This window comes from Bacteroidota bacterium (assembly GCA_020161395.1).
Lineage (GTDB): Bacteria > Bacteroidota > Ignavibacteria > Ignavibacteriales > Ignavibacteriaceae > UTCHB3.
Genome location: JAIUOE010000004.1, coordinates 277,740 through 297,078 on the forward strand (window position 1 = coordinate 277,740; position 19,339 = coordinate 297,078).

At 41.1% G+C, this 19,339-nt stretch carries 22 protein-coding genes; 16 read left to right on the forward strand and 6 right to left on the reverse strand.

Translation table 11 applies throughout. From position 1 onward, the window contains the following. Window positions 1-176 precede the first annotated feature (176 nt). The 4 genes from rpiB to alr form a co-directional block, all read right to left on the reverse strand. On the reverse strand, window positions 177-689 hold the full coding sequence (gene rpiB, locus LCH52_08630; protein ID MCA0388547.1) for a ribose 5-phosphate isomerase B: 513 nt from the start codon (window positions 687-689) through the stop codon (window positions 177-179). A 122-nt stretch (window positions 690-811) separates the two neighbouring features. Next, entirely contained in the window at window positions 812-1,879 is a 1,068-nt protein-coding gene (locus LCH52_08635; GenBank protein ID MCA0388548.1) for an NTP transferase domain-containing protein, read from the reverse strand. Continuing rightward, entirely contained in the window at window positions 1,876-2,778 is a 903-nt protein-coding gene (locus tag LCH52_08640; GenBank protein MCA0388549.1) for a hypothetical protein, read from the reverse strand. The genes LCH52_08635 and LCH52_08640 overlap by 4 nt, the downstream gene beginning before the upstream one ends. Before the next feature lies 1 nt (window position 2,779). Continuing rightward, on the reverse strand, window positions 2,780-3,892 hold the full coding sequence (gene alr / locus LCH52_08645; GenBank protein ID MCA0388550.1) for an alanine racemase: 1,113 nt from the start codon (window positions 3,890-3,892) through the stop codon (window positions 2,780-2,782). Between the two features lie 199 nt (window positions 3,893-4,091). On the opposite strand from alr, the gene LCH52_08650 reads away from it, so the two are divergent. From LCH52_08650 to LCH52_08725, 16 genes are all read left to right on the forward strand, one after another. Then, window positions 4,092-4,526 (forward strand): NADH-quinone oxidoreductase subunit A, encoded by a 435-nt coding sequence (locus LCH52_08650; GenBank protein ID MCA0388551.1) that lies wholly within the window; start codon window positions 4,092-4,094, stop codon window positions 4,524-4,526. Next, complete coding sequence (locus LCH52_08655) at window positions 4,526-5,014, forward strand: NADH-quinone oxidoreductase subunit B (protein MCA0388552.1); 489 nt, start codon at window positions 4,526-4,528, stop codon at window positions 5,012-5,014. The genes LCH52_08650 and LCH52_08655 overlap by 1 nt, the downstream gene beginning before the upstream one ends. A 3-nt stretch (window positions 5,015-5,017) precedes the next feature. Further along, window positions 5,018-5,548, forward strand: coding sequence for an NADH-quinone oxidoreductase subunit C (locus tag LCH52_08660; protein ID MCA0388553.1), 531 nt, complete (start codon window positions 5,018-5,020; stop codon window positions 5,546-5,548). 8 nt (window positions 5,549-5,556) lie between these two features. Next, on the forward strand, window positions 5,557-6,690 hold the full coding sequence (locus LCH52_08665; GenBank protein ID MCA0388554.1) for an NADH-quinone oxidoreductase subunit D: 1,134 nt from the start codon (window positions 5,557-5,559) through the stop codon (window positions 6,688-6,690). 2 nt (window positions 6,691-6,692) lie between these two features. Then, window positions 6,693-7,742, forward strand: coding sequence for an NADH-quinone oxidoreductase subunit H (locus tag LCH52_08670; GenBank protein ID MCA0388555.1), 1,050 nt, complete (start codon window positions 6,693-6,695; stop codon window positions 7,740-7,742). Between the two features lies 1 nt (window position 7,743). Further along, complete coding sequence (locus tag LCH52_08675; GenBank protein ID MCA0388556.1) at window positions 7,744-8,283, forward strand: NADH-quinone oxidoreductase subunit I; 540 nt, start codon at window positions 7,744-7,746, stop codon at window positions 8,281-8,283. 3 nt (window positions 8,284-8,286) lie between these two features. Next, the gene (locus tag LCH52_08680) at window positions 8,287-8,784 is read left to right on the forward strand and encodes an NADH-quinone oxidoreductase subunit J (GenBank protein ID MCA0388557.1); all 498 of its coding nucleotides are present in this window, start codon (window positions 8,287-8,289) and stop codon (window positions 8,782-8,784) included. A gap of 2 nt (window positions 8,785-8,786) precedes the next feature. Beyond that, window positions 8,787-9,092, forward strand: coding sequence for an NADH-quinone oxidoreductase subunit NuoK (gene nuoK / locus LCH52_08685; protein ID MCA0388558.1), 306 nt, complete (start codon window positions 8,787-8,789; stop codon window positions 9,090-9,092). 3 nt (window positions 9,093-9,095) lie between these two features. Further along, window positions 9,096-11,150, forward strand: a complete 2,055-nt coding sequence (gene nuoL, locus LCH52_08690; GenBank protein ID MCA0388559.1) for an NADH-quinone oxidoreductase subunit L — start codon at window positions 9,096-9,098, stop codon at window positions 11,148-11,150. 20 nt (window positions 11,151-11,170) lie between these two features. Then, window positions 11,171-12,757 carry an NADH-quinone oxidoreductase subunit M gene (locus tag LCH52_08695; GenBank protein ID MCA0388560.1) on the forward strand — a complete coding sequence of 529 codons (1,587 nt, stop codon included), beginning with the start codon at window positions 11,171-11,173 and terminating at the stop codon, window positions 12,755-12,757. A 14-nt stretch (window positions 12,758-12,771) separates the two neighbouring features. Further along, window positions 12,772-14,259 (forward strand): NADH-quinone oxidoreductase subunit N, encoded by a 1,488-nt coding sequence (locus LCH52_08700; GenBank protein ID MCA0388561.1) that lies wholly within the window; start codon window positions 12,772-12,774, stop codon window positions 14,257-14,259. A gap of 15 nt (window positions 14,260-14,274) precedes the next feature. After that, entirely contained in the window at window positions 14,275-15,426 is a 1,152-nt protein-coding gene (locus LCH52_08705) for a cysteine desulfurase (GenBank protein MCA0388562.1), read from the forward strand. Next, window positions 15,423-15,734, forward strand: a complete 312-nt coding sequence (locus LCH52_08710) for a hypothetical protein (GenBank protein MCA0388563.1) — start codon at window positions 15,423-15,425, stop codon at window positions 15,732-15,734. The genes LCH52_08705 and LCH52_08710 overlap by 4 nt, the downstream gene beginning before the upstream one ends. Window positions 15,735-15,749: 15 nt before the next feature. Next, entirely contained in the window at window positions 15,750-16,100 is a 351-nt protein-coding gene (locus LCH52_08715) for an iron-sulfur cluster assembly accessory protein (GenBank protein MCA0388564.1), read from the forward strand. A gap of 123 nt (window positions 16,101-16,223) precedes the next feature. Beyond that, window positions 16,224-16,829, forward strand: a complete 606-nt coding sequence (locus LCH52_08720) for a superoxide dismutase (protein MCA0388565.1) — start codon at window positions 16,224-16,226, stop codon at window positions 16,827-16,829. 52 nt (window positions 16,830-16,881) lie between these two features. Next, the gene (locus LCH52_08725; GenBank protein ID MCA0388566.1) at window positions 16,882-17,496 is read left to right on the forward strand and encodes an LON peptidase substrate-binding domain-containing protein; all 615 of its coding nucleotides are present in this window, start codon (window positions 16,882-16,884) and stop codon (window positions 17,494-17,496) included. Window positions 17,497-17,530: 34 nt separating this feature from the next. Here the strand turns inward: LCH52_08725 and atpC are convergent, their stop codons facing one another. Together atpC and atpD are read right to left on the reverse strand one after the other, a co-directional pair. Next, window positions 17,531-17,938, reverse strand: a complete 408-nt coding sequence (gene atpC, locus LCH52_08730; GenBank protein ID MCA0388567.1) for an ATP synthase F1 subunit epsilon — start codon at window positions 17,936-17,938, stop codon at window positions 17,531-17,533. Then, a complete protein-coding gene (atpD, locus tag LCH52_08735) occupies window positions 17,938-19,335 on the reverse strand; it encodes a F0F1 ATP synthase subunit beta (GenBank protein MCA0388568.1) in 1,398 nt (465 codons plus the stop codon). The genes atpC and atpD overlap by 1 nt, the downstream gene beginning before the upstream one ends. Between the last annotated feature and the right edge of the window lie 4 nt (window positions 19,336-19,339).

Consider the following 19,339-nt stretch of genomic DNA (forward strand, 5'->3'; position numbering starts at 1 on the left):
AAACTACAGAACGGGTGGAATTGTGAAAAGAATTATTTATTGTAAACTGGGAGAACTTACCGGGGGTAAATTCAAGAACGGATTATTCTGATATCCAAAAATAGTAATAAAATATCAAAACAACATTCGAAATATATAATTTATTGCATGGTTTGGCAAAAATTTGACAGTTTTTTTCAGGAACGGAAATTAAGTTCCTCAATTTTGCTTATTTTATCCAATCTTTTTTGGTGCCGGTCACCCAGAAATTCAGCTGACAACCAGGTATTTAAAATTGATTTAATCGTCTCTTCTCCAAGGGTTTTTGCCCCGAGTGCCAGGATATTCGCATTATTATGCTCTCTGGCACTTCTCGCGGAAAATTCATTATAACATGTGGCAGCTCTGATACCTTTGAATTTGTTTGCAGTTATACAGGATGGAATTCCGGTTGCATCCACCACGATTCCGAAATCAAATCCTTTGGTTTTTACTGCCCGGGCGACCTCTTTTGCAAAATCAGGGTAATCGCAGGCATCTTCAGAATAGGAGCCTGCATCCTCTACTACAATCCCCTTTTCTTTAAGAAAATTTGAAATGATTTTGCGAACGGCGAAACCGGTATGATCGCCACCAATAATTACTCGAAGATTATAGAGCGGTGCCACGGTCGATCCGGTCGTTTTTTGCGACTCGTCGACAATTGCCATACCGAGAGATTTGATTTTATCATGTGCCAATGGAGTGATAACACAATTCTTGCACACAACGAGTTCTTTCTCACCCCGTTTTGCGGCGGCAATTACAAAATCTTCCGTAATAAGCTTTTTCATCAGAGCAGTTCTGTTTTGTTATTGTGTTTAAGGTAATCGACTATTTGCTTAACTTCCTGAGCCTGATCTCTTCTGCAAACGAGAAGTGAATCCTCGGTATTAATGATTATCAGGTTATCCACCCCAATCACAGAAGTGAATTTATTTGGAGAGTAAATATAGGAATCGTGAGTCATATTGGTAAACACTTCTCCAACGGCGGCATTACCTCTCTCATCTTTTTCGCTAAGTTGATAGACTTCTTCCCAACTCCCGACATCACTCCAGTCGAATGACGATTTGATCAGAAACACCCGGTGCGATTTTTCCATTATCCCGTAGTCAATCGAGATACTTTTAATCTGACTGTATGCTTTTTCGAGATGTTCGGCAAATTCATCAGTAAAAAGATAATTTGAGAGGTCTTTCATATGTTTGGAAAGTTCAGGAAGGAAAATATTAATCTCTTCGAGAATCACGGATGCCTTCCATATAAACATACCACTGTTCCACATAAAATCACCCGATTTCAAAAATCTGACAGCAGTGGTATAGTTGGGCTTTTCGGCGAAAGTCGCCACCTTAAATACTTCCGGGTTTTTCTCGTTATTCTCAATCTGTATGTAGCCATAGCCGGTCTCGGGTCTTGACGGAGGAATTCCCAGTGTTACCAGTCCATTACTGTTGAAAGCATAGTTGGCAGCTTTTAACAGATCTTCCTTAAACTTGTCTGTGTTGGTAATCAGATGATCTGCAGGCAAAACAAAACAAACCGCTTCAGGGTCTTTCTTTGCAACTAAAATCGCACTCAATGCCACACATGCGGCAGTATTTCTGCCGTATGGTTCCGCAATTATGTTTTCTCTCGGAATCCATGGAAGCTCTTCTGCTATTGAGTCAGCCTGCACCGTATTTGTAATTACAAGAATATTCCCGGACGGCACCAAACCATCGAGACGGGTAACTGTTTTCCTGATCAGAGATTCGTCATCGAACAAATTGAGGAGCTGTTTGGGTTTTTTTTCACGACTGCGGGGCCAAAATCTGGAACCGACACCACCAGCCATTATAATAGCGTAAATATTCATTTTTGTGATCCTTTATAAACTTTTAAACTTTCGGTGAACAACTGGTTTCTCAATCTGTATTCAGTAATGTCGTGATCAAGTCCGCGAATTTCGGTTACCACCACAATCATCGCCGCTCTGAAATAATCGAGAATATCTTTATTTACAGTCATTTCCTTATTATATATTAGCAAGAGAGCAACGGCAAGGTTGCTGTATGCATCAATCAGCTCTTTCAATCCATGTAGTTTGCAGAATTTCAATCTTTCCTCGAAAATATCGGAAAATCTAAAAACTTCGCTGCTTCTGAAATCCTCTTTCTTCATTCTTTGCAAAAGTTCTTCCAAATCCTTTAACGGGGCATAAAGGAAGTCCCTTTCCTCTTCGATCAACTTTCTTTTCTCTTTTTTGGGAGGATCTTCATAGATCAGAGGCAATTCAGGTTCAGATTTCTTTTCTATTTTCATCGATCTTTTACCTGATGCAGCTTTTTGAACCTTTTGGAATTCTTCTGCCGCCTGGTCAAGCTCAATCTTTAAATTGTGGCTTTGTTCTTCCATCTTAAGACTTTTAAGGGTTTCCACCCTGTTAAGAATTTTTTTGAATGAAAGAGTATTTACACTCAGCAGAAGAAAATCAAGATCAGCAACGAGAAACAGACTGTGCTCGAGAAACTTTTCAGAAAACTTTTTATAGTCAATTTTTTCGAAACTCAGATAATTTGTAATGTCCTGGAGTCGTATGGAGAGTTTTGAAGTTTCTGTAATCCGCTTAAGAACCTGAATGTCAGCGTTCAGATTCTCCCGGCTTGAAATCCATTCCTCAAGACTGTTTAATATCTGAATTTTTTCAGGATTCAGTCTCAGTTTATTTGAGGCTTCGTTAATCGCACTGATTATGTAATTTTTAACTATGTCCATTTTAGCTTTCGTAAACCCTTGGGACACGCTTTGAGATGCCTGCTGTAATCTCATATGGAATCGTATCCAGTGCAGCGCACCACTGCCAGCAGCTTGTATCTGATTTCGGATCGTCTGAGAGAATGACCACTTCCTGCCCGATCGGGTACTCGTCATCCTCAAGATCGATCATAATTCTGTCCATCGTGATTGTACCTGCCTGAGAATATTTTTTGCCGTTGATGAGGCAACAGATTTTATTGCTCAACGACCTTCTGATCCCATCAGCATAACCAATGGATATCGATCCGATCCAACTGTCTTTTTGTAAAATAAATTTTCTCCCGTAACTGATGCTCTCCCCGGCAGCAAACCGTTTTACGGTTGAAAGAGAACCGACAATCGACATCACCGGTTTCAAACCAAGGTTTGTTGAGGTTTCCTCATCCTTATAGAAACCGTATAACGATATTCCTGGTCTGACCGCATCAAAATGTGCTTGCGGATAGTCGAATATACCGCCAGAATTTGCTGCGTGTACCAAACCCGTCTCAATACCGGCTGCTTTGAATTTAGAAAGTACTTCTTCGAACCTTTCTATCTGAAGACCGGTAAACATTCTGTCAGGTTCATCGGATGTAGCAAAATGAGTGTACACACCTTTAATACTTATTATATTAATTGCGGGTAATACCTTTAATAATCGATCAACCACATCTGTTTTAAAACCCAACCTGCCCATACCGGTGTCTATTTTAATGTGAACTCCAAGCTTCTCCTGCAATCCTGCCTGTTTAATGTACTCAAGTTGATCGAACGATGATACAGTAACTTCATAACGGTATTTCTGTATCGATTTTATCATGGTTGCGTTAAAGGGTTCAAAGACCAGAAACTTCGCTTGGGGGAAGGAAATTGTCAAATCGATGACTTCTTCAACAGTAGCAACGGCATATAGCTCCGGAGGATTCTCTAATGTGATGAGTTTTTCAACAATCTTATGGGCTCCGTGTCCGTAGGCGTCTGCCTTCACAACCGCAATTATTTTTGCCGGTCGGACACGCCTGGAGATGACCATATAATTATGAGCAAGATTCGAAAGATTAATTAAGGCTTTTGTCGGTCTGATTTGCATAAAATAAAAATTATTCCCTACAATAATACTTAATTAGATTCAGAAAGAGAAAAATCGGAAAAAATGTAATTTTTTTTTGAACAAGATATTTTATTCTGAATATTTTTTGTAATTTAGTAAAACAGATTATTAATATTTATTAATTGAGATAGTCTGTTAGTACAAATGATGCAAATTTGTTGAAAAAAATCAGAACAATATGTCTTACGATTTACAATATATTGTAGCTTTTATCCTGATAGCCGTCCTGTTTAGTATTGTGGCTATTTTTACCGCCTACCTCTTAAGACCCACTCGCCCCACCTTTGAAAAGATGCAGGTATATGAGTGCGGTGAAGAAACCCAAGGTGTACCCTACATTAAATATAATGTCAGATTTTATGTGGTTGCACTTTTATACCTCGTTTTCGGTGTTGAACTGGTGCTTGTAATCCCCTGGGTTGCTGCCTATCTGAATTACGGCCTTTTTGGTCTGCTGCTGGGTCTCTTTTTCCTTATCGTGCTCGGTGTTGGTATCGTGTATGAATGGAGAAAGGGTGACCTCGACTGGTTTACCTATGAAGATGTAGTAGCCAATCAGAAAGTAAAAGATCCGACTGCAACCGTAAAGAAGATTGAAAAGGAGATGGTATAATGGGTGTACTCGACAAAGAATTTCTTCAAGAGAACATAGTTGTTACAAATCTTGAAGCACTATTGAATTGGGCTCGTCTCTCCTCAATTTGGCAAACAACCTTTGGTCTGGCTTGCTGTGCAATTGAAATGATGGCAACTTCGGCATCACATTACGATTTTGACAGATTTGGTGTGATTCCCAGACCAAGCCCAAGACAATCTGATGTTATTATTATATCAGGAACCGTTACCCTGAAGATGGCTACCCGAATCAAAAGAATTTACGAACAGATGCCCGATCCAAAATATGTAATTTCGATGGGCAGTTGTTCAAATTGTGGCGGTCCATACTGGGAACACGGATATCATGTTTTAAAAGGTGTCGACAGAGTTATTCCTGTTGATGTGTATGTCCCCGGCTGTCCCCCAAGACCCGAAGCTCTTCTCGAAGGATTGCTTAAGCTTCAGGAAAAAATCAGAAATGAATCTTTGATCAAATCGGCATAACAGATGAAAACATTCGAAGAACTCGTTGAACTATTAAAATCTAAATTTACCGGGGAATCAGATATTGAAGCCCGCAAAGAAGGCACGGAAGATGTCATTCTTGTGAATCCCCTTATTATAAAAGATGTTTGCAGTTTTCTAGCCACTGAAGCTGAGTTGAAATTCGACTCACTTGTTCTGCTTTCAGGAGCGGATGATGAGAATGGTGAGAAAATCAAGCATGAAGATGAATCGTTCGATATTCAAGGTGGCACACTCAGTGTTTACTACCATATCGAATCCACTTCCCTCGTACACAAATTAACCCTTAGAGTTTCCGTCGACCGGGAAAATCCTGTCACTCAGTCTGTATCCACCGTTTGGAGATGTGCCGACTGGCATGAACGGGAAGCTTTTGACATGTATGGTTTCATTTTCGAGGGCCACCCCAATCTTATCAGAATCTTGATGCCTTACGACTGGGAATTTGGATACCCCCTCAGAAAAGATTATAAAAATCCGGAATTTTATCACGGAATGAAAGTGCCTTACTAAAAACTGCCATGACGAATAAAATAACTTCAAACTTAAAAACTGATGAAATGGTCCTTAACATGGGACCACAACACCCGTCTACTCACGGTGTTCTCCGTGTGGAACTTAAAATAGATGGTGAAAAGATCATCCATGCGGAACCGCATCTTGGTTATCTGCACAGATGCTTCGAAAAACATTGCGAGGCAATGACATATCCTCAGGTAATTCCCTATGTTGACCGTATGGACTACCTTGCCGCCATGAATAACGAGCTCGGTTATGTGATTGCAGTCGAAAAACTCCTGAAAATTGAAATTCCTGAGAGAGTTGAATACATTCGTGTAATTATGAGTGAATTACAGCGGATTGCTTCGCACCTTGTGGCTCTCGGAACTTTCGGACTCGATGTCGGAGCTTTCACACCATTTCTGTTCACATTCCGTGACAGAGAAAAAATCCTCAATCTTTTCGAGATCACCTGCGGTGCAAGACTGCTATACAATTATATATGGGTTGGTGGGGTATCTCATGATCTTCATCCTGACTTTTTAAGATTAACAAAAGAATTTATCGAATATTTCAGACCAAAAGTTGAAGAGCTTAACGGTCTGCTGACATATAACAAGATCTTTATCGAAAGAACCGCCAATATCGGTGTGCTTCCTGATGATCTGGCTGTTAATTATGGAGTTTCGGGTCCGAGCTTAAGAGGTTCCGGATTCAAATGGGATATCCGTAAAAATGATCCTTATTCCATCTACAACAGATTTGATTTTGATGTTCCGGTTGGTCAGGGTCTCGCCGGTACTCTTGGCGACTGTTGGGACAGATACTATGTCCGCGTTCTGGAACTGGAACAGAGTCTCCGGATTCTTGAACAGGCTATCGAACAGATACCCGAAGGTGATGTAACTTCCGCCATTCCCAAAAGAGTGAAGCCAAATGAAGGAATCGCTTACGCAAGAGTTGAAAACCCTAAAGGTGAGCTCGGCTATTTTATAATCAGTAAAGGCGGACTGCAACCTGCCAGAGTGAAAGTGCGTCCACCTTCTTTCGTAAATTTAAGCGTATTCTCCGAAATTGCCAAAGGACACATGGTTAGTGATGTCGTAGCAATTCTCGGCAGTCTTGATATTGTTTTGGGAGAGATCGACAGATGACAATGTTTAATTTTTGGGACTTTCTTATTATCCTCCTTTACGCCATCGTGCCGCTCGTGTTTATTATTCCTTTTGCCCTGATGGCAGTTTTTGCAGAACGAAAAATTTCAGCCTGGATTCAGAACCGTGTAGGTCCCAACAGAACAGGTCCCGGTGGCTGGTTTCAGACGACTGCGGATATTCTTAAACTGATGCAGAAAGAAGATATTGTTGCCTCAGGAGCAGACAAAAAACTCTTTCTGATAGCACCAATTGTAGTGTTTCTCGGAAGCTACGCTGCATATGCCGCACTTCCCTTTACATCGGTTTATATTGGCACAAATATCAACCTTGGAGTTCTGTTCATGGTTGCCATATCCGGGTATGTTGTAGCAGGTATTGTATTCGCCGGATGGGCTTCAGACAACAAATACTCAATTATGGGTTCGATGAGATCGGCTTCACAGCTCGTAAGCTATGAAATTCCGACTCTCTTTGTTATCATCTCGATTTTTGCAGTTACCCAGCAGTTCAATCTTCATGAGCTGAGCGAAATGCAGACTTCAAATATCTTTAACTGGGGTATTTTTGGTTTTGCCGATCTCGGGTTCAAAAGGATTCTGCTCATTCCTGCGCTATTTACTTTGATGATTATTCTCTTTATCAGTACTCTTGCCGAAGTAAACCGGACACCGTTCGATCTTCCGGAAGCAGAGTCGGAACTGGTTGCGGGCTTTCACACCGAATACAGCGGAATGAAATTTGCACTTTTCTTCCTCTCAGAGTATGCAAACATGTTTGCAGTCTCAGCTCTGGTAACCTCATTTTTTCTCGGTGGATATCAATCACCGTTTGGTTACCTCGGTAGACTTTTGGGATGGGAATGGCTTGTTCCGGTTGAACAGGTTTTCTGGTTCCTGAGTAAAGGTCTGATTCTGGTAGCTGTTCAGATTTGGATGAGATGGTCACTCCCCCGCTTAAGAATGGATCAGCTTATGAAAGTGTGCTGGAAATATCTGATACCAATAGCTTTTATATGTTTTATTTACATCACGATTGTAATGTATATCTAGTATGATGAACGCAATAACTACATATCTCAATGAGATAAAATCAGCAGTAATGACTACTCTTATCGGTATGAAAATTACCTGGAAGAATATGTTTTATGAGTCTGTAACAATACAATATCCGGAGGTTAAGCCGATTCTTCCCGAAAGGACAAGAAACCGCTTATATGTTAACATGGATGACTGCATCGGTTGCGACCAGTGTGCGAGAGCATGCCCGGTCAGTTGTATTGATATAGAGACCGTTAAGTGTGTACCCGGGGAAGACCTTGGTAAAACAAGTAACGGCAAGAAGAAAATGCTTTGGGTTACTAAATTCGATATCGATTTCGCGAAGTGCTGCTATTGCCAGCTTTGCGTTTTCCCTTGTCCGACCGATTGCATTTACATGACTGATGTCTATGAATTTTCTGAATACGACCGGTCAGCACTTATTTACAACTTTGCGACTTTAACACCTGAGGAATCTGCTGAAAAGAAAGAGAACTTCAGGATACTTGCTGAAAGCAAAGCCAAACCTGTACAACCAAATACGGCAAGTTAGTTTATGGAATTATTTGATTTATTCTTCTATATTTTTGCGACCGTTATTGTTATCTCGGGAGCAGTTACTGTTCTGAATAAAAACCTTATTTACGCTGCTTTTTCCCTTCTTGTTCTCCTAAGCAGTGTGGCTGCAATGTTTTTTATTCTCGGAGCTGAATTTCTGGCGATGGTCCAGATACTGATCTATGTTGGTGGTATTCTTATCCTGGTCGTTTTCGGTATAATGTTGACAGGACAGGTTAAAGCGGTACCAATAAGAGAGAATTTCTTTTATCTGCTTCTGGCGTCGGTTACGACGGGTTTGCTCTGCGGTCTGCTTGTTACGGGCATTACCTCTCTTCCTTCGAAGATGCTTGGCGCAAATATCGTATCGACTCCGATAAAGGATTTAGGAAATTTATTAATTGGCAAGTATTATTTAATTTTTGGTGTACTCGGTGTACTGCTGTTGGTCATTCTGATTGCGGCTGCGGGTATGGCACGAAACAATAAAGATTAGTTATGGTTGGTCTAAATCATTTTCTTATACTTTCATCGATTCTTTTTTGCCTCGGAATTTTTGGTGTCATAACCAGAAAAAATGCCATCACGGTATTAATGGGGCTCGAAATGATACTAAATGCAGCATCTCTGAACTTTGTGGCAATCTCCCGTTTCACTGATATGGCAGCTCACGGACAGGTAATTTCCCTGTTTATAATTGTGCTTGCAGCATCAGAGGCAGCCATTGCGCTTGCAATAGTTCTGAATCTCTATAAAAATTACTCTAATGTAAATGTTGATGAAATTAATACTTTAAAAGATTAAAGAATGAATACTCTCACTATTTATCAGATACTGATAGTCTTGTTGCCTCTTTCGGGCTTCCTGGTGGCTGTTCTTAGTCCCAGGAGCATGAAGAAGTCGTACATCGCAGAAGTAAGCATTATGTTTGTTTCGCTTCTCATGGCAGCATTTCTGTTTATTACCAAAATCCACGATTATCCTGATGAAACGATTCGATACTCATTCGTTTTGTTTTCTCTCTCCGGTGCGGGAGAAGGATTCAAATTCATGGTTGACCTCACAATGGACAACATGACTGTTTCTCTTCTCTTCATGGTAACCCTGATCAGTTTTCTTGTGCACTTCTTCTCTTTGGAGTATATGCATGATGAGCCACTGAAAAACAGGTACTTCGGATATCTTGGACTTTTCACCTTCTCGATGCTCGGTCTTCTAAGTACCGGAAGCATCATGTTCATTTACATCTTTTGGGAACTCGTCGGTCTCTCATCATATCTGTTGATCGGATTTTGGGGATTCAAGGATGAAGCTGCAAATGCGTGCAGTAAGGCTTTCATCACTAACCGTGTTGGTGATTTCGGCTTCTTTCTCGGAATTTTAATGCTTTTCATCACCTACGGTACATTTGACCTTTTTGTCATATTTGATATGATCGGAAAAGGTCAGTATCCACTAGGAAGTGAAATGTGGCTGACAGTAACGGGCCTGCTCCTTTTTGCCGGAGCGGTTGGCAAATCAGCTCAATTCCCTCTCCATGTGTGGCTTCCCGATGCGATGGCGGGTCCGACTCCGGTGAGTGCTCTCATCCACGCTGCCACGATGGTTGCTGCCGGTGTTTACATGATCGTTAGACTCTTTCCAATGTTTACAGAGAGTGCGTTCCTTATCATCGGAATAATTGGTGGATTTTCGGCTCTTATGGCTGCCACTATAGCTCTCACACAGTTGGATATCAAGAAAATTCTCGCTTACTCAACAGTCAGCCAACTCGGTTTAATGGTTCTGGCGGTAGGTGTAGGTGCATACCAGGCGGCGATTATTCATCTCCTGTTTCATGCATTTTTCAAAGCAGGTCTCTTTCTCGGATCAGGTTCCATTATCCATGCAACCCACACACAGGATATCATGGATATGGGCGGATTGAGAAAGAAAATGCCGGTAACTTTCTACACCACCTTGATTTACTCACTGTCGCTCGTAGGTTTTCCTTTAACGATTGGTTTCCTGAGTAAAGAGATGATACTTACTTCATCTATCACTCTTGGCTCACTTTCCGGCAACTATATCTATTTTATCTTTGCCGTTCTCACAAGTACTTTGACATCATTCTACATCTTTAGATATGTCTTTTTGATATTCTTCGGGGAACCAAGAAATCATCACGCCTATGAGCATGCTCACGATTTCAATATATTCATAAAACTGCCACTCATACTACTCGCGGCACTCTGTTTCTTTTTCCTGTTTACTTTCAATCCGATTACACTTCACGGAACCTATCTTACGGAATTGCTTTTTAGATTGCCAAAAATATTGCTTCCTGCCAGTGTAACATATCCATTCCTGACTTCTGCAGGTGAAGGAACAATCTACTCGGAAGCATATATGCACACTTTGCATGGATCGGAAATAATAGTTACCGTCATTTCCGGGTTGATTATCACCTTTGGAATTGGTACTGCGTGGTACATGTATATGAATAAAAAAATGTTGCCAAAAGTCCCAGAAGGATTTCTTGGTAAAATGTACCTTTTCTCACAAAAAGCATGGTACATCGATGCGCTTTATGATGCAACAATAATAAGAGTAACTTATCTGACAGCTACTCTAATGACTTTGATTGACAGATATGTTATCGATGGTGCAGTAAATCTTGGTGCAAAAATAACAATGATGCTCGGCAGATTTGGTGCAGCTTTCGATCGCTATGTCGTTGACGGGCTCGTTAACCTCGTTGCCTGGATTAATGGCATAGCAAGCATGATAATAAGAAAATTCCAGACCGGGAAGGTACAGACCTATCTGACTCTCGTTATGGTGTTCATAGTAATTTTTGTAATGTATATTTTTTCTAATTAAAGAAACCGGAAGAATATAAGATGTCACAATTTCCGTATCTTTCAGTACTGACCTTTCTACCCCTTATTGCGGCACTCGCTTTAATCTTTGTGCCGGCTGAAAAGAAAAACGCCATTAGATATACCGCTCTGGGTGTGGTTATCGTTCAACTGATCCTGACAGTTTTGTTGTGGATGAACTTTAACTTTGACCTCTCAGGGATTAAAGATATAAAAGGATATCAGTTTATCGAGAAGTTTACCTGGATTTACATGACAGGTCTCCCCGTATTCGATACCTTCAAGATTGATTATTTCCTTGCAATCGATGGACTCAGTTTGCCGATGGTGATACTGAGCTCAATTATCGCTTTTGTTGCGGTTATATCTTCATGGAATATTGAAGATTCGACCCACAAACCGAATTCGAGCAAAGGTTATTTCATTCTTCTTCTTATCCTCAACACCGGTACTCTTGGTGTTTTCGTAGCACTCGATTTCTTCTTGTTCTATGTGTTCTGGGAACTCGTACTACTACCGATGTACTTCCTGATTGGTATCTGGGGAGGTCCGAGAAGAGAATATGCTGCCATTAAGTTCTTTATTTACACTCTTGCCGGATCAGTGCTGATATTGCTTGCAATAATCGGACTTTATCTGAGTGTACAGGAAACGGTTGATGGAAAGACAATTCATACTTTCAACATGCTTGCCATGATGGACAGTACGAATTTTTCAAAAGACGGCATCATGTCGCTGTTGAATCCAAACAATTTCCGCTTCCTCGCATTTCTCGGTTTGTTTATCGGGTTTGCTATTAAAATCCCTCTTTTCCCGTTCCATACATGGCTCCCTGATGCGCATGTTGAGGCACCAACTCCAATATCAGTAATTCTTGCTGGTGTTCTCCTGAAAATGGGTGGTTATGCGATCTTAAGAATAATTTACCCGATTTTCCCCGAGCAGGTTCATCAGTGGGCATACTGGATTGCTTTCCTCGGAATGATTAACATTGTTTATGGTGCTTTCTGCGCCCTGGGACAAAAGGATTTCAAGAAATTGATCGCCTACTCCTCTGTTTCTCATATGGGTTTTGTGGTTCTTGGAATTGCTGCTTTCAACGAGTTTGGTCTTGCCGGTGGAGTTCTTCAGATGTTCAACCACGGTACCGTAACAGCAATGTTATTCCTTATCGTGGGGGTAATCTATGAACGCACAGGTAAGAGAGGCCTTGACGATTTCGGCGGGCTTGCATCCGTTGTACCAATGTACACCGGAATCGTGACCCTTGCTTTCTTCGCGGCATTTGGTTTGCCGGGACTTAGCTCCTTCGTTTCTGAATTAATGATCTTTATCGGTGCTTTCAGCAACGAATCAATCAGAGTTCTGACAATTGTCTCCGCAATCGGTATTGTAATGGGTGCAGTTTATATGCTGAGAGCACTTCAGAAAATTTTCCTTGGCAAAGTAAAGGAAGAGTATAAAAGCCTTAAAGATCTCACCATACGAGAATACATTATGTTTGTTCCTCTTGCTATCATCGTGATTATCTTTGGTATTTACCCTACTCCGATGCTCGATATCATGAATAAAACGATCAGCAATCTTCTTGTTGCTTTAGGAAAGTAAACGGGACCTAAGACATGACTAATCAATTAGATTTTTTAGCTACTCTGATCCCTGAATATATCATCATCTTTTCCCTGATGGCGATAGTTTTTATGGACATTAGCAATGAAAAAGTTTCTGCAAAAATCCCTTTGGTTGCGATGACAGGACTGCTCCTGGCACTCCTCGTTACCATTTTCTTCTCCGGCAGCCTTTTTGGTACCGAAAAGATTTTGGACCCGAATGCGATTTTTGTGAATGACGGATTCGCATTTATCTTCAAATTTTTGATACTTGCCTCCTCATTTGTAATTCTCTACTTTTTCAGGCATGACAACGAGATAAACGAATATAAGAGCCGCAGAGGCGAATTTTATATCCTTTTCTATTCAATGGTACTGGGCATGCTTCTCCTTGCCTCGGCAAGTGATTTGATCGCAGTCTATGTAGCTTTGGAAGTATTGTCACTTCCCTCTTATGTTGCTGCCGGCTTCCTGAAAAGGGATAACAGAAGCAGTGAAGCTTCGCTTAAGTATCTCCTTTTTGGATCTGTTGCCTCTGGTGTAATGCTATTCGGTATCTCATTACTTTATCTTGGTGTTGGTTCAACCTCCTTCGATGCACTGAAGGGCATCGGAAATGCAATGCCTAATGGAGTTCTGACCATTTTGTCGAGTATATTCATAATCGGCGGTTTTGGATATAAGATTTCCATGGTTCCTTTCCATTTCTGGGCTCCTGATGTTTTCGAGGGTTCACCCGTTTCGGTAACTGCATTCCTCTCTGTTTCGTCCAAAATAGCGGGTGTGGCAGTTTTTGTGAGATATGTGGTAGCGTCGTTCGCTCCAGAATTGGAAAACACCGAGTTGGCAGGAATGGGATTGAGTATTAATTCGATACTTGTCTTCCTCTCAATCATTACAATGACTGTCGGTAATCTGACAGCCGTTTTTCAGAATAACATTAAAAGACTCCTTGCATATTCCAGTATCGGACATATCGGGTTTATTGTAGCAGCTTTGGCTGCCCACAACGAAACAGGAATGATTGCAATCGGTTCGTACCTCACAATTTATTCTCTTATGAATTTTGGCGCTTTTTTGATCGTATTGCTGATAAAAAGCAGGATCAATTCAGAAGACATAAGAGATTACAAGGGATTGGGTTACAAATTGCCGTTTCTCTCAGTGATGCTGGTAATTTTTATGGTCTCCCTTGCCGGTCTTCCACCCACTGCAGGTTTCTGGGCTAAGTTTTATGTATTCACAGCATTAATGGAGGCTAAGCTTTATCTTGTTGCCTTCGCTGCCATATTTAACACAGTAATCGCGGTTTTCTACTATTTTAGAGTCCTCAAAACAATGTACTTTGAGAAATCACCGAATGCTGACATACTTCCTGTTCTTTCGACGGGAAACAAGGCAGTGCTTCTCGTGCTTGGATTACCAATACTCATTCTGGGTATTTATTTCTCCCCTGTCGTTGATTTGGCGCGAGCGACTTTGAAAATAGCCGGATTTTAGATATTTTCGAGGTAGATGAAAATACAAAAGTTTATCTACCTCGATAACAACGCAACTACATCCGTCGATCCGACAGTTCTGGAAGAAATGTTACCTTACTTCTCAGAAGTGTACGGTAACCCTTCTTCGCCGCACCAATACGGAATAAAAGCGTCTGCAGCAATTGAAGCGGCAAGACATAATATTAAGTCACTCTTCAATATCCCCGACGGCGACCTCTGTTTTACATCTTCTGCTACAGCTTCCATAAATCTTGCGATTGCCGGACAGGCATACGGTAATTATCCTACTAAAAAGCATCTGATAACCCAGGCTACTGAACATCCTGCCGTTTTGGGTACCTTCGGTCACCTTGAGTCGCTTGATTTCGATATCACAATTCTCGATGTTGACCACACCGGTAAAATCGATCCGGATCAATTGCAGCGAGCAATCAGGAAGGATACATTTCTCGTCTCGATAATGGCAGCGAATAATGAGACAGGTACATTACAGGACTTGGCCCTTATTGGCACTATCTGTAAAAACAATAATGTAGTTTTCCATTCAGATGTCACACAGTACGCCGGCAGGTATGAATTAAACATGAAAGAGTTATGTCTTGACCTGATTTCAGGCGGAGGACACAAGATTCACGGACCGAAGGGCATTGGCTACCTTGCAATAAATCGAAGTTCCAAGAAGATCAAAATCAATCCCCTCCTTTTCGGAGGCGGGCAGGAAAACGGGCTTTCACCAGGAACTTTAAACACCCCTTTGATTGTTGGATTAAGTAAAGCATTGTCCCTGATGGACAGCAAAAAAGAGCGGGAAAAAGAGGAATTAACTGAACTTCGAAACATTTTTACCAGGCAACTGGAAACTCTGGATGTCAATTTCGTGGTTAATGGCAGTTCAGACAGACTTTTTAATAATTTGAGTCTGCAATTTCCGGGAATTAATGCCGGTGATATGCTTAATGATTTGAGTCATATCATCTTTTCAACAGGAGCTGCCTGCTCTTCCGACAACGGATCAAAGAGCCATGTTCTTAGAGCCATTGGATTAAATAATGAGGAAATAGCCTCTACAGCGAGATTCGGTTTCAGTTTTATGAACACAGTTGACGAGATTCAAGAGGCAGCCACAGCAATAAGTAATTATGCAAAATCAAAGAGAATAAAATGAATAATGCTTTTAACCTTCTGACAAGTGAACAGGAAAAATTTCTTAACTTTTTCAAATTCAGATTTCCCGTTTTTCACAAATCAAATGTATTTTACAGGGATCTCGAGTATTCAATAAAATATTATTTGAATTCGAGAAACATTGAACTGTCAAACAAACTTTTAATTCAGACTACAAAGGAATTTATTAAACACCTTGAAGGAAATGGAATACTCGTTTATATGAGTCCCCTGACCTGGATGTTAAATTATCCTGAATTTTCAACAGTAATCCCGGTACCCGCTGAGACAGCCGGAGAATCCAAATAAACAAGAGGTCGAAACATGAATGATACCCTTACATCAAGTGAAATAACTATTTCTGACAAAGCTGCTGCGCAAATTCTTAAGATTATGCAGGAAAATTCAATTTCTGAAGGAAGTGGCTTAAGAGTTGGAGTGAAAGGCGGCGGTTGTTCCGGATTGTCTTACACGATGAATTTCGATAACGGGCCAAAAGAAGTGGACACCGTAATTGAGCAGAAAGGTGTGAGGTTGTTCGTTGACCCAAAAAGTTTGTTTTATTTGATGGGGACTGAACTTGACTTTTCTGACGGACTTAATGGCAAAGGCTTTACTTTTGACAATCCAAATGCCTCCAAAACCTGTGGCTGTGGCCAGTCGTTTGGTGTATAAATGAAAAGAAGAAATTTTCTCTCTGCACTCGGAGTACTTTCTGCAGTTGCAACCGTAAAACCAATTTCCAACACTATTGAAAAGATTAATCATTTAAACTCAGATACGAGGAGTAAAAACACAATGTCAAAATTTGAATTACCAAAACTTCCATATTCTTATGATGCACTTGAACCCGTCATCGACAAAATGACCATGGAGATACATCATACAAAACATCATCAGGCTTATGTTACCAATTTAAATAAAGCCGTTGAAGGTACCGAAATGGAAGGAAAAAGCCTTGAAACCTTGATGACCTCCATATCCAAATATCCGGTTGCTGTTAGAAATAATGGTGGTGGTCACTTCAACCACACCTTATTTTGGAATATTATGAAACAAGGTGGTGGAACCCCTTCAGGTGCTCTTCTCGAAGCAATAAATTCCACATTCAATTCGGTCGACGAAATGAAAGAGAAATTTAACAATGCCGCAATGACCCGTTTTGGTTCAGGTTGGGCATGGCTGGTGGTTGCCGGCGGTAAACTCGTAATCTCTTCCACTCCAAATCAGGACAACCCGTTGATGGATGTAGCAGATGTAAAAGGCACTCCCATCCTTGGCCTTGATGTTTGGGAACATGCTTATTATCTGAAATATCAAAACAGAAGAAACGAGTATGTTGGCAACTGGTGGAATGTTGTGAACTGGGATGAAGTTGCAAAACGATTCTCAGAGGCAAAATAATAAATTTTAAGTCCCGGTGTTAAAGCCGGGACTCACTTAAATCCTTAATACAATGATACCGATTTTTCCCCTCTCTCTCGTGGTCTATCCCGGTTCAAAATATCCTCTTCATATTTTTGAAGAAAGGTACAAGAACATGGTTAAATATGCAATTAAGTTGGGTGAACCCTTTGGTATAATTGTATATGAGAATAAGACCCTTGGAAGAATTGGCACCAAGGTTAAAGTTGAGTCAATCACAAAAAATTACCCTGACGGCAGTTTCGACATTGTAATTCGTGGTGAGGAACGGTTTATACTAAAAACCATGCGTGAAAATATCATCGGATATTTTGAAGCAGAAGTAGACAAGTATGAGGATATGATTACAGGCACTTACAGCGAGTTGGAAGAGGAAATGATAGCTGCTTTCAATATTGTGCTCGAAAAAGCCAAATATGATCCGGGAGATAACTTTTTCCTGAATCTGAATGAATGCAAATTTAAATCTTTCAAAATTGCCGAAAAAGCCGGTTTGACTCTCGAACAACAACAGTCGTTGATAACACTGCAAAATGAGGGTGAAAGAATCTACTTTCTCATTGAACACCTCAAGAAGCTTGCGATTGAGCTGGATGAAAAAGAGAGCATGCGACAAATCATGCAAAATGACGGATACCTGAATTAAAAAAAAATCCCGGTTTGTGCCGGGATTTTTAATTTTATAGTGTTGCCTTCAGTTTAAGCCTGTTGAGAGCCCGCTCCAAAGCAGCTTCTGCACGGGTAAAGTCGATATCAGGATCGGCTTTATCACCTAATCGTTTTCTCGCTCTTTCCGCAGCTTTTTCAGCTCTCTCAATATCGATATCAGCTACATTCTCTACTGATCTCACCAGAATAAGCACTTTATTTTTTAAGACTTCTGCAACTCCGTTGGAGACAGCGTACACTGTTTCTTCACCGGCTGCAGTCCTGATTTTCATCCGTCCAACTTCCAAAGTACTTATAATTGGGGCATGATTGAAAAGAATCTGAAATTCACCTGCCGAACCGGGAAGCGTTACCGAAAGGACATCCCCTTCGTAAGCCTTCTTCGACGGAGTCAAGACCTCCAGATAGAACTCTTTCATTACTGGCTCAACTCTTTAGCTTTTTCAAATGCTTCTTCGATCTTACCAACATACATAAATGCCTGCTCGGGAAGATCATCACATTCACCTTCAAGAATTGCCTTAAATCCGGCGATGGTATCCTTCAATTCAACATATTTACCTTTGATTCCGGTAAACTGTTCAGCCACATGGAAAGGCTGGCTAAGGAATCTCTGAATACGGCGGGCTCTTCTTACAACAATCTTGTCCTCGTCAGATAACTCATCCATACCAAGAATATTGATGATATCCTGAAGATCTTTGTACTGCTGTAAAACTTCCTTCACTCTCTTTGCCGTAGCATAATGTTCATCGCCGATGATTTCAGGAGTGAGAATTCTGGAAGTTGAGTCAAGAGGATCAACTGCAGGATAAATACCCAATTCGGAAATCTGACGACTTAATACAGTGGTCGCATCAAGGTGAGAAAATGCTGCTGCAGGAGCAGGATCAGTCAAGTCATCTGCAGGCACATAGATTGCCTGAACTGATGTAATTGATCCTTTATCTGTAGAAGTAATTCTTTCCTGAAGAGCACCCATCTCGGTTGCAAGCGAAGGCTGATATCCAACCGCCGAAGGCATTCTGCCGAGAAGTGCTGACACTTCCGATCCAGCCTGTGTAAACCGGAAAATGTTATCGATGAACAGGAGCACATCTTTTCCTTCTTCATCACGGAAATACTCTGCAAGAGCAAGACCTGTAAGACCAACACGAAGACGGGCTCCGGGTGGTTCGTTCATCTGACCGAATACAAGTCCGGTTTTGTTGATAACGCCTGATTCACTCATTTCGAGATAAAGATCGTTACCTTCTCTTGTTCTTTCACCCACACCGGCAAATACCGAGTAACCGCCGTGGTGCGTGGCAATATTGTTAATAAGTTCAAGGATTACAACGGTTTTTCCAACCCCGGCACCACCGAACAAACCGGTTTTACCGCCTTTCGAATAGGGTTCAAGCAAATCGATAACCTTGATTCCGGTCTCGAGCATTTCAGTACTGGTGGAGAGAGTCTTGAATTCAGGAGCAGGTCTGTGGATTGGATAATATGTATCAGTTTCAAGTGGACCTTTACCATCAATTGGCTGACCGATTACATTAATCAATCTTCCAAGAGTGTTTGGTCCGACAGGCACCATGATCGGTTTGCCGGTGTCATAACAGATCATACCACGAACAAGTCCGTCAGTCGTGTCCATTGCCACAGCTCTTACTTTATCTTCTCCAAGGTGCTGCTGAACTTCTACAATCAACTCTTCGCCGTTTTCACGGGGTATTTTTACTGCGTTTAAGATTCCAGGAAGATGGTTGTTCTCAAACTGGATATCTACTACAGGACCAATTACCTGTATAATTTTGCCTTGAAGCGCCATTTTT